This is a genomic window from Streptomyces prasinopilosus, from assembly GCF_001419695.1.
GTDB classification, from domain to species: Bacteria; Actinomycetota; Actinomycetes; order Streptomycetales; family Streptomycetaceae; genus Streptomyces; species Streptomyces prasinopilosus.
This window is the reverse complement of sequence record NZ_LIRG01000453.1, coordinates 1-10627: the sequence shown is the minus strand read 5'-3', so window position 1 is coordinate 10627 and position 10627 is coordinate 1. Positions and strand designations below refer to the sequence as shown.

Genomic DNA, 10627 nt, shown 5'->3' with positions numbered 1-10627 from the left:
CCCGCCGCACCCCGGCCGGGGACGCCGTTCCCGGGGAGGAACCATGACCGAACGCCTCGCCGCGTCCGCCGAGGCGGGCAGCGGCCCGCACGACTTCGTCGCCGGACTGCCCAAGGCCGAACTGCACGTGCACCACATCGGTTCCGCCTCCCCCCGCATCGTCTCGGAACTGGCCGCCCGCCACCCCGACTCCAGGGTCCCCACCGACCCCGAGGCGCTCGCCGACTACTTCACCTTCACCGACTTCGCCCACTTCATCGACGTGTACCTGTCCGTCGTCGACCTGATCCGCACACCCGAGGACGTCCGGCTGCTCACCTACGAGGTGGCGCGTGAGCTGGCCAGGCAGCAGGTGCGGTACGCCGAGCTGACGATCACCCCGTTCTCGTCGACCCGCCGCGGGATCGACGAACGGGCGTTCATGGAGGCGATCGAGGACGCCCGCAAGGCGGCCGAGACCGAGTTCGGGACCGTGCTGCGCTGGTGCTTCGACATCCCCGGCGAGGCCGGCCTGGAGGCCGCCGAGGAGACCACCCGGCTCGCCACCGACGACCGGCTGCGCCCGGAGGGCCTGGTCTCCTTCGGCCTGGGCGGACCCGAGATCGGGGTGCCCCGGCCGCAGTTCAAGCCGTACTTCGACCGGGCCATCGCCGCGGGCCTGCGCTCGGTGCCGCACGCCGGTGAGACCACCGGCCCCGAAACCGTGTGGGACGCCCTGGTCGACCTGCGCGCGGAGCGGATCGGACACGGCACCAGCGCCGCCCGGGACCCCGAGCTGCTCGCGCACCTCGCCGAGCGGCGCATCGCGCTGGAGGTGTGCCCCACCTCCAACATCGCCACCCGCGCGGTCGCCGACCTCGACGAGCACCCGATCAAGGAGTTCGTCCGCGCCGGCGTCCTGGTCACCGTCAACTCCGACGACCCGCCGATGTTCGGCACCGACCTCAACACCGAGTACGCGATCGCCGCACGGCTGCTGGACCTCGACGAGCGGGGCCTGGCGGCGCTGGCCAGGGACGCGGTGCAGGCGTCGTTCCTGGACGAGCCGGCCAAGGCGCGGCTGGCGGCCGAGATCGACGCCTACACCACGTCCTGGCTCGCCTCCCGGCCGCTGCGGTGAACCCGTTCTCCGCCCCGGCGCACCGGGTGTCCCGCGGACCGGCGGGCGAACCGGCGGGCGATCCGGCCCCGCGGGGGGCCGCCGTGCGCCGCGTGACCGCCGTGGCCCACCGCGGCGACCCGTACCACGTCCGGGAGAACACCCTCGCCTCGCTGCGTTCCGCGCTCGACAAGGGTGCGGACGCGGTGGAGTTCGACGTACGCCTCACCCGGGACGGCGTACCGGTCCTGCTGCACGACGGAACGCTGAAGCGGCTGTGGGGGCACGACCGCCCGCTGCGGTCGCTGTCCTGGGAGGAGGTGCGCGGTCTGACCGGCGGCGGGGTGCCCGCGCTGCGGGACGCGCTGTCGGCGACCGAGGGCAGCGGGGTCATGCTGGACCTGCCGGGCGACCCCTCCCCCCGCGCGGTGCGCCGGATCGTGGACGTCGTGCGGGAGCACGGCGCCCGGGACCGCGTCCGCTACTGCGCGGACGCCGCCGCCATGCTCGCCGTGCGCGCGGCGGACCCGTCCGCGGAGATCGCCCTCACCCGTACGTCGCAGGCCCCGCCGCGCGCCGGCCTCCTGGAGGCGGTCCGTCCGCGCTGGCTGAACTACCGCTTCGGCCTGGTCGACCGGGCCCTCGCCGACCGGGTCCACGCCGGCGGCTACCTGCTCTCCGTGTGGACCCCGGACACCCGCCGTTCCCTGCGCCGCCTGCTGGCGCTGGGCGCGGACTCGATCACCACCAACCGCGTCGACGTGCTGTGCGCCCTGCGCGGTCCCGCCCGGCGCGCGGGCACCGGGTCCCCGTCACCGCGGCGGTAGCCGGCCGGCGGCGGGGACCCGGTCCCGGCACCGCCCGGCTCAGATGCCGATGGAGGCCATCTCGATCGCCGAGCGGTAGTTGGCCGCGGTCGTCACCACGCAGGCGCGGTAGGTGCGGTTGTCCTTCACGACCAGGAAGTAGTCACGCAGGTTCTTCCAGTAGCTGACGAGGTAGCCGAGCCCCGGGACGAAGCCCGGCGGGCGCGGCACGAGGGAGAACGCCTCGCTGCACCGGAGGATCTCCCCGGTGGCCGTGGACAGCACGTCGGCCACCTCGGCGTTCATGTTCCATCCGGCGGCCAGCTGGGGAGTCCAGATCGCCCCGGCCACCTCCCTGAGCTGCTGCTGCTCCTCGGGGGTCGGGTCGCTCAGCACGCCCGCCGCCACCGGGGCCGGTGCGGTGGCCGGCGGCCCCCCGGCCGCGATCGCCGCCGGTCCCGCGACCGTCACGGCGACCAGTGCCGCCGTCACCGCACCGCAGGCCTTCAGTCCCCGCCGTCCCGTCCCGCCGTGACCCACTGCCCTCATCGGTCGTCCCCTCCCGTAGCCCCGCCCCGGCCGGTCCTGCCGGAGACGGCCCGACCGTGTCATGGGCGGGACAACCCGGTCAACGGCGACAACGCGCCACCTCCCGCGGTCCGTGACCGGCGGGTTCCGCCCGCGCCGCGAGCGGCCCGCACCCGGCGGTGCCGCCCCGCGGGCCCACCGCCCGGCGGGCCGCCCGTCCCGCCACACCGCGCTCCCCACGAAGCGGTCCCCCGCGCCCTCGAAGGGTGCGGGGGACCGCGGGACCGGCCGCACGGGGCCGGCGGCTCCCGGACGACCGGCCCCCGTCGTGCCCGGGGGCCCGTCCGGCCGCCCCGGCGGAGCGGTTACGCGTCCAGCGACGTCATCACGTGCTTGATGCGCGTGTAGTCGTCGAAGCCGTAGGCGCTGAGGTCCTTGCCGTAGCCGGACTTCTTGAAGCCGCCGTGCGGCATCTCCGCGACCAGCGGGATGTGGGTGTTGATCCACACGCAGCCGAAGTCGAGCTTCTTGGACATGCGCATGGCGCGGGAGTGGTCCCTGGTCCACACCGAGGAGGCCAGCGCGTACTCGACGCCGTTGGCGTACGCGACGGCCTGGTCCTCGTCGGCGAAGGTCTGGACGGTGATGACCGGGCCGAAGACCTCCTTCTGGACGATCTCGTCGTCCTGCCGCAGGCCCGAGACCACGGTGGGAGCGAAGAAGAAGCCCTTGTCGCCGACGCGCTGCCCGCCGGCCTCCACGCGCGCGTGCGCGGGCAGCCGGTCGACGAAGCCCTCGACCTGGGCCAGCTGGCGGGCGCTGTTGAGCGGGCCGAAGAGGACGTCCTCGTCGTCGGGGGCGCCCGTCTTCGTGTCGGCGGCGGCCTTGGCGAGCGCGGTGACGAACTCGTCGTGGATCGACTCGTGGACGAGGACGCGCGTGGCGGCCGTACAGTCCTGGCCGGCGTTGAAGAAGCCCGCGACGGAGATGTCCTCCACGGCCTTGGCGATGTCGGTGTCCTCGAAGACGACGACCGGCGCCTTGCCGCCCAGTTCCAGGTGGACGCGCTTGAGGTCCTTGGACGCGGACTCGGCGACCTGCATGCCGGCCCGTACCGAACCGGTGATGGACGCCATCGCCGGGGTCTCGTGCTCGACCATCATGCGGCCGGTGTCGCGGTCGCCGCAGACGACGTTGAAGACGCCCGTCGGCAGGACCGAGCCGAGGATCTCGGCGAGCAGGACCGTGGAGGCCGGGGTGGTGTCCGAGGGCTTGAGGACGACCGTGTTGCCCGCCGCGATCGCCGGGGCGAACTTCCACACGGCCATCATCATCGGGTAGTTCCACGGGGCGACCTGGGCGCAGACGCCGACCGGCTCACGGCGCACGATGGAGGTCAGGCCCTCCATGTACTCGCCGGCCGAGCGGCCCTCCAGCATCCGCGCCGCGCCCGCGAAGAAGCGGATCTGGTCGACCATCGGCGGGATCTCCTCGGTGCGGGTCAGCCCGATGGGCTTGCCCGTGTTCTCCACCTCGGCCGCGATGAGTTCCTCGGCACGTTCCTCGATGGCGTCCGCGACCTTCAGCAGGGCCTTCTGCCGCTCGGCCGGCGTGGCGTCGCGCCAGCCGGGGAAGGCCTCGGCGGCGGCCGCCATCGCGGCGTCCACGTCGGCCTGCCCGGACAGCGGCGCGGTCGCGTACGCCTCGCCGGTCACGGGGTTGACCACCTCGGTGGTCCGTCCGTCGGCGGCGTCACGGAACGTACCGCCGATGTAGTTGCGCAGACGTCGCAGCTCGGTGCTCACTGCAGGTCCTCCCGGTGTTCCTCGTGGGTGTCCGAGGTGTCCAACCTCTGAGACACCCACCCTAGACGGACCCCTGACGCATTCAACACCCCCGACCCGCCCGACTCTGCGAAATCCGCAACAGTCAAGCCCTAAGGCAACGGATTTCATCGAATGCGCCTTGCGAAACGATCGAGACCTCGTGCACAGTGGCCGTGTGGCCAGTCGAAGCGCAGAACCCAGGGACCCCCGCGAGTCCAGGAACGGCGGCGGTCCCCACCTGGACGCCGTCTCCCTCGCCATCATCGAGCAGCTCCAGGAGGACGGCCGCAGGCCCTACGCCGCCATCGGCAAGGCCGTCGGCCTGTCGGAGGCGGCCGTGCGCCAGCGCGTCCAGAAACTGCTCGACCAGGGCGTGATGCAGATCGTCGCCGTCACGGACCCGCTCACGGTGGGCTTCCGCCGGCAGGCGATGGTCGGCGTCCACGTCGAGGGGGACGTGGAGGCCGTGGCCGACGCGCTGGGCGCCATGGACGAGTGCGAGTACGTGGTGATGACCGCGGGCTCCTTCGACCTCATGGTCGAGATCGTCTGCGAGGACGACGACCACCTCCTGGAGGTCATCAACCGACGCATCCGGGCCGTGCCCGGCGTGCGCTCCACCGAGAGCTTCGTCTACCTCAAGCTCAAGAAGCAGACCTACATGTGGGGAACCCGATGACCGTGAGCACCGACAGCACCGAGGATCGCAGCAGGGCCGCGTACGACCACCTGTGGATGCACTTCACCCGCATGTCCTCGTACGAGAACTCCCCCGTGCCCACCATCGTCCGCGGCGAGGGCACCCACGTCTACGACGACCGGGGCAAGCGGTACCTCGACGGTCTCGCCGGACTGTTCGTCGTCCAGGCGGGGCACGGCAGGGTCGAGCTCGCCGAGACCGCCTTCAAGCAGGCGCAGGAACTGGCGTTCTTCCCGGTGTGGTCCTACGCCCACCCCAAGGCCGTGGAACTGGCGGAGCGGCTGGCCCACGAGGCGCCGGGCGACCTGAACAAGGTCTTCTTCACGACCGGCGGCGGCGAGGCGGTGGAGACCGCCTGGAAGCTCGCCAAGCAGTACTTCAAGCTGACCGGCAAGCCGACCAAGTACAAGGTCGTCTCCCGCGCGGTGGCCTATCACGGCACCCCGCAGGGCGCCCTGTCGATCACCGGCCTGCCGGCCCTGAAGGCTCCGTTCGAGCCGCTGGTGCCGGGCGCGCACAAGGTGCCGAACACCAACATCTACCGGGCCCCGCTCCACGGCGACGACCCCGAGGCGTTCGGCCGCTGGGCCGCCGACCAGATCGAGCAGCAGATCCTCTTCGAGGGCCCGGACACGGTCGCCGCGGTCTTCCTCGAACCGGTGCAGAACGCGGGCGGCTGCTTCCCGCCGCCGCCCGGCTACTTCCAGCGGGTCCGCGAGATCTGCGACCGGTACGACGTCCTGCTCGTCTCCGACGAGGTCATCTGCGCCTTCGGCCGCCTGGGCACGACGTTCGCCTGCGACAAGTTCGGCTACGTCCCGGACATGATCACCTGCGCCAAGGGCATGACCTCCGGCTACTCCCCCATCGGCGCCTGCGTCGTCTCCGACCGCCTCGCCGAGCCGTTCTACCGGGGCGACAACACCTTCCTGCACGGCTACACCTTCGGCGGCCACCCGGTGTCGGCCGCGGTGGGCGTCGCCAACCTCGACCTGTTCGAGCGCGAGGGCCTCAACCAGCACGTCCTCGACCACGAGGGCGCCTTCCGCTCCACCCTGGAGAAGCTGTACGACCTGCCGATCGTCGGCGACGTCCGCGGCAACGGCTTCTTCTACGGCATCGAGCTGGTCAAGGACAAGCACACCAAGGAGAGCTTCGACGACGCCGAGACCGAGCGCGTCCTGTACGGCTTCCTGTCGAAGAAGCTCTTCGAGAACGGCCTGTACTGCCGTGCCGACGACCGCGGCGACCCGGTCGTCCAGCTCGCCCCGCCGCTGATCTCCGACCAGGGGACGTTCGACGAGATCGAGCAGATCCTGCGGGCCACCCTGGAGGAGGCGTGGACGAAGCTGTGACCTTCGGTCGCGGTCTTCGGCTGTGCTCTCCAGCCGCGACCTTCGGTTGTGATCTTCGGCTGGAATGACCGCGTACGGCCCCGTCGCCGACCGTTCGAGTGAGAAACGGCGGTCCGGGGCCGCGTGCTGTCCGGCGTCCCGCCGCGTGCTGCCTAGCGTGCCCAGTGACCGATCGGCTCTGCTTTCGTTCCCCCGCACAGGGGATTCACGAATCGCGCACGGCATTTCTGATCCGAACCGAGGTGTACGCCATGGTGGCTCCACCGGACAACGACGTGCTCTGGGCACGCGCCCTGCACTTCCGGCACGACGACGGCTCCCCCGGGCTGAGCGGGGTCTCGCTCGGCGTCGCGGAGGGCGAGATCCTCGCGGTCGGCGGACCGCGGGGCAGCGGCAAGACGACCCTGCTGCGGTGCCTGTCCGGCCTGGTGCCCGTGGCGGACGGCGAGGTCTGGTTCAACAGCGTGCCCGTGCACACCATGAGGACGGCCGCCCGCGAGCGGCTGCGCCGGGAGCGCTTCGGCTGGATCGACCCGGTGCCGGTGCTCGTCCCCGAGCTGAACGTCTGGGAGAACGCCGCCCTTCCCCTGATGCTGCGCGGCGTCGCCCGCCGCCCGGCCAGGGCGACGGCCCTGGAGTGGCTGGAGCGGCTCGACGTCGGCGACAAGGCCCGCAAGCGTCCCGGGGACCTGGTGCACGCGGAGCGCCAGCGGGTCTGCATCGCCCGCGCACTCGCCCCGGCCCCCTCGGTGCTGTTCGCCGACGAGCCGACCGCCCCGCTGCACCGGGCCGACCGGCGGCACGTCCTGCGCACGCTGACCACGGCGGCCCGTTCGCACGGCATCACGGTGCTCCTCGCCACCTCCGACGCCGACACGGCCGCCCTCGCCGACCGCACGGTGTCGCTGCTCGACGGGCGCCGGGTGCGCACCGTGCACCTGCCTCCGGTCCCCGGGACCGCCGAGACGGAGGACCGGGCCGCGTGCTCGCTCTCCGTCTGACCCGAGGTGCCCCTCCGGCCGTCCAGCTGCGCCGCCTCCTGGTCGTCGCGGCTTCGGCGGGCACGGGTTTCCTGCTGCTGTGCGCCCTCGGCCACGCGATCGGCCACCCGGACGCGCCGTCCGGCTCGCTGCTCCGGCTGGCCTGGTGCGCGGCCCCGCTGGCGGCCACGGTGTACTTCGCGGTGGCGGTGGCGCGGACCGACCCGGGCGCCGGGCCCCGGCCCGGGCTCTCGGCGCTCGGTCTGGGCCCGGTCCGGATGATGGCCGTCTCCGCGACGGCCACGGCCCTGACCTGCGCGCTGGGATCGGTGGCCGCGCTGCTCGTCTTCCTCCACCTGCGCGGGGACCTCACCGGCACCCCCTTCGGCGGGTCCGGCACCGACTTCCTGGCCACCGGCCGGCCGCTGCCACTGCCCGCGACCCTGACCCTGCTGACGCTGGTGCCGGGGAGCGCCTCGGTGGCGGTCGCGGTGGCGCTGCGCCCGCGGGAGCGGGCGGGGAGCCGCCCGCCCCGTTCCGGGCGGACGGCGTACGGCCGCTTCGGCGCGTACCGCGCCACGGCCGTGCGGGAGACGTTCGGGGCGTACGGGCGCTTCGGCAGGCATCTGGAGCCGGCGGCCCACGGCCGCCCGTCCGCCGCCCGGCGGCGCACGCCCGAGGAGGCAGCGGCACCGGTGCGGACGCGGCAGGACGGGCTGCCGGCGGATCCTTCGGGGCAGGCCCCCGAGCGGACGTACGGGCCGGGCGGTACGGCGGGCGGACCCGAGCCGGCGGCCGCGGTCCCGGGGTCCGGCACCGGCACCGGCACCGGTGTCGGTGCCGGTGTCGACAGGGCACCGTCCGGGCTCCCCTGGGGCGTCGCGGTCCTGGCCGTGGGCCTGGCCGTGGGGGCCTACGCGAGCCGCGCCGGCGTCGGCGCCGTGCCCGGTGAGCGGCCCGGCGCACTGGCCGGTCCGGTACTGGCCTGCGTCGGCCTGGTCCTGGCCGGTCCCGGCCTCACCCACCTGTGCGGCCGGCTGCTCCAGTCGGTCCGCCCGGGTGCCCTGCGCCTGCTGGCCGGACGGCTCCTCATGGCGGAGGCCGCCAGGATCGGCCGCCCGCTGGGCGTGGTCTGCGCCGTGCTGTCGGGTGCGTACGCCCTGGACTCGCTGTACTACACCGACGGCCGGCCGGCCGGTCCGCTCGCCCTGCTCGGTGTGTTCCTGGTGGCCGGCTGCACCGTGGCGACGCTGCTGACGGCCGCCGCCGGGGCCCGGCAGGCGCACGCCGGCACCAGGGCCGCGCTGCGGCGCCTCGGGGCGCCCTCCTCGACACCGCGCCGGGCCGCGGCGCTCAGGGCCGGCGCGCTCCTCGCCCTGTTCGGTCCGCTGACCGTGGTCGTGGCCCACCTGTCGGGGCTGTCGCCGGCTCCGTGAGAGCGCGCCACCCGTCCCCGTCCCGTGTCCCGCAGTTCCCGGGACAGGTCTCCGCGGGGCGATGAGTTCCGTGCGCCGGTCCGGTCCACCCTCCGGCGCGACACGGCACGGACCCGCTCGGGGACCGGCAGAGACACGGGAGAGGGCCCGCCATGACACAGCAGATGATCTTCGTGAACCTGGCCGTCGACGACCTCGACGCCTCGAGGGAGTTCTTCACGGCGCTCGGCTACGGGATCGACGAACGGTTCAGTGACGAGAACACCGCCTCCGTCGTGATCGGCGACGGCATCGTCGCCATGCTGCACACCAGGCGGCGCTACGCCGAGTTCACGAAGAAGGAGATCGCCGACTCCACCAGGACCAGCGAGGTGCTGCTGGCCCTGAGCTCCGAGAGCCGCGAGAAGGTCGACGAACTGGTCGAAAAGGCCCTCGCGGCGGGCGGTTCGGTCAGCGGGGAGACCCAGGACGAGGGCTTCATGTACGGCCGCGCCTTCGACGACCTGGACGGCCACACCTGGGAGGTGGTGTGGATGGACCCCTCCGCGCTGGAGGGCTGAGGGCGGGACCCGGGGTGCGCCGGGCCGGGAGCGCGGTGGAGCCGTCACCGACCCGGCCGAGCGGTCCGAAGAGACTTCGAAGAGGTTCGAAAGGGGACTCGAAGGCGTTGAAACGCCTGGGCAGTTAACGAATTGGCAAAACGATGTCCCGCTGTCGGCGTATGCGTTGACACTACTTATGCGGCGCTTATAGACCTGGGAGCCTCATGGGAGGGCTGATGCTTCATCAACCTTCCCTCAACCCCCCGCATTTGCGTATCCCGTAAAGGACAAACGTGACAGTTCTGTCCGTATCACGCCGTACGGCCTCGCGCCGTGGCGTCGCGCGCACCGTACGCGCCCTCGGTGTCGTCTCCGCGTCGGCCGCGCTCACCGTCGGTCTCGCCGGCAGCGCGGCCGCGTGCAGCATCGACGAGTTCTCGGCCGAGGCGAAGTGCGTCGGTGGCAAGGGTGTCATCACCGTCACCGACGTCGACCCGGCGGGCGTGCCCGCCACCGTCACCGTGTTCCTGGAGAACAACGGTGCCGACGAGAAGAAGGTCGGCGAGCAGGTCGTCAAGGGTTCCCGTGAGGGTGTGACCATCACCTTCGAGGAGGAGTGGCGGCCCAACGCCGAGTACCGCGTCCACGTCAAGGCCAAGCCCTACGTGGACGAGGACATCGAGCCGAACCTGACCACCCCGGCCACGGCGTGCGGGGAGGAGGAGGAGCCCTCGGCTCCGTCGGAGCCCGCTTCGACGCCGTCGGACTCCGCCTCGGCCCCGCCCGAGGACGAGGACGAGCCCGGCACGCCGGCTCCGTCGGAGTCCGGGCCCGAGGCCACCGCCCCGGCGGACACCTCGGACAACGCTCCGTCGCCCGCCGTCGGCAAGTCGAACCTCGCCGAGACCGGCGCCGACTCCAACACCGGTCTGATCGCCGGTATCGCGGTGGCCCTGGTCGCCGTCGGCGGCGGCGCGATCTTCTTCGGCATGCGCCGTCGCGGGGCGAACAGCGACAGCTGACGCCTCCGGAACACGAGGTGGTGGCCCGTCCCGGAAGGGGCGGGCCACCGCCGTGCGGGGGCCGCGCGGCGGACGGTCGTGCCCCTCGTCGTACGGCGGGCCGGATGCCCGGCCTCGGGGAGGATCCGGCCGGTGATCCCGTCGCGGCAGCGGTCGTGCGCGGGGGCGGTCGTGCGCGGGGGCGGCATGCCGTTCGCCCCGGGTCCGACCGCTCACCCGAGCACGACGATCTCCGCCGCGTCGAACTCCACCCCGACCTCGTCCCCGACCTCCGGTGCCGCCCGGAGGGCGCAGGCGGCCTCCAGGCGGGGCCCGTCGCCGTGCCCCGGCTGG

The 10627-nt window shown here is 73.1% G+C and carries 11 protein-coding genes; 8 read left to right on the top strand and 3 right to left on the bottom strand.

The features are described 5' to 3' along the window. Both AOK18_RS19140 and AOK18_RS19135 read left to right on the top strand, forming a co-directional pair. The coding region (locus AOK18_RS19140; protein WP_420865622.1) for an adenosine deaminase at window positions 1-1120 on the top strand (1120 nt) is incomplete at its 5' end. Window positions 1121-1203: 83 nt separating this feature from the next. Beyond that, window positions 1204-1926, top strand: a complete 723-nt coding sequence (locus tag AOK18_RS19135; protein ID WP_055695164.1) for a glycerophosphodiester phosphodiesterase — start codon at window positions 1204-1206, stop codon at window positions 1924-1926. Window positions 1927-1965: 39 nt separating this feature from the next. On the opposite strand, the gene AOK18_RS19130 is transcribed toward AOK18_RS19135, so the two are convergent. Beyond that, window positions 1966-2454 carry a hypothetical protein gene (locus tag AOK18_RS19130; protein WP_240503235.1) on the bottom strand — a complete coding sequence of 163 codons (489 nt, stop codon included), beginning with the start codon at window positions 2452-2454 and terminating at the stop codon, window positions 1966-1968. A gap of 344 nt (window positions 2455-2798) precedes the next feature. After that, window positions 2799-4238, bottom strand: a complete 1440-nt coding sequence (locus tag AOK18_RS19125) for a gamma-aminobutyraldehyde dehydrogenase (protein ID WP_055570394.1) — start codon at window positions 4236-4238, stop codon at window positions 2799-2801. A 181-nt stretch (window positions 4239-4419) separates the two neighbouring features. Between AOK18_RS19125 and AOK18_RS19120 the strand changes: the two genes are divergently transcribed. The 6 genes from AOK18_RS19120 to AOK18_RS19095 all read left to right on the top strand — a co-directional run bounded on the left by AOK18_RS19120 (window position 4420) and on the right by AOK18_RS19095 (window position 10294). Further along, a complete protein-coding gene (locus AOK18_RS19120; protein ID WP_055570393.1) occupies window positions 4420-4938 on the top strand; it encodes an Lrp/AsnC family transcriptional regulator in 519 nt (172 codons plus the stop codon). Further along, a complete protein-coding gene (locus AOK18_RS19115) occupies window positions 4935-6314 on the top strand; it encodes an aspartate aminotransferase family protein (RefSeq protein WP_055695163.1) in 1380 nt (459 codons plus the stop codon). The genes AOK18_RS19120 and AOK18_RS19115 overlap by 4 nt, the downstream gene beginning before the upstream one ends. Window positions 6315-6565: 251 nt before the next feature. After that, on the top strand, window positions 6566-7315 hold the full coding sequence (locus AOK18_RS19110) for an ABC transporter ATP-binding protein (RefSeq protein WP_055570391.1): 750 nt from the start codon (window positions 6566-6568) through the stop codon (window positions 7313-7315). Further along, window positions 7297-8730, top strand: a complete 1434-nt coding sequence (locus AOK18_RS19105) for a hypothetical protein (protein WP_055695162.1) — start codon at window positions 7297-7299, stop codon at window positions 8728-8730. The genes AOK18_RS19110 and AOK18_RS19105 overlap by 19 nt, the downstream gene beginning before the upstream one ends. Before the next feature lie 152 nt (window positions 8731-8882). Continuing rightward, complete coding sequence (locus AOK18_RS19100) at window positions 8883-9290, top strand: VOC family protein (protein ID WP_055570389.1); 408 nt, start codon at window positions 8883-8885, stop codon at window positions 9288-9290. A gap of 275 nt (window positions 9291-9565) precedes the next feature. Beyond that, complete coding sequence (locus AOK18_RS19095) at window positions 9566-10294, top strand: LAETG motif-containing sortase-dependent surface protein (protein ID WP_055695161.1); 729 nt, start codon at window positions 9566-9568, stop codon at window positions 10292-10294. A gap of 212 nt (window positions 10295-10506) precedes the next feature. On the opposite strand, the gene AOK18_RS34480 is transcribed toward AOK18_RS19095, so the two are convergent. Beyond that, on the bottom strand, window positions 10507-10627 hold a 121-nt coding region (locus AOK18_RS34480; RefSeq protein ID WP_338119124.1), incomplete at its 5' end, for a TOBE domain-containing protein.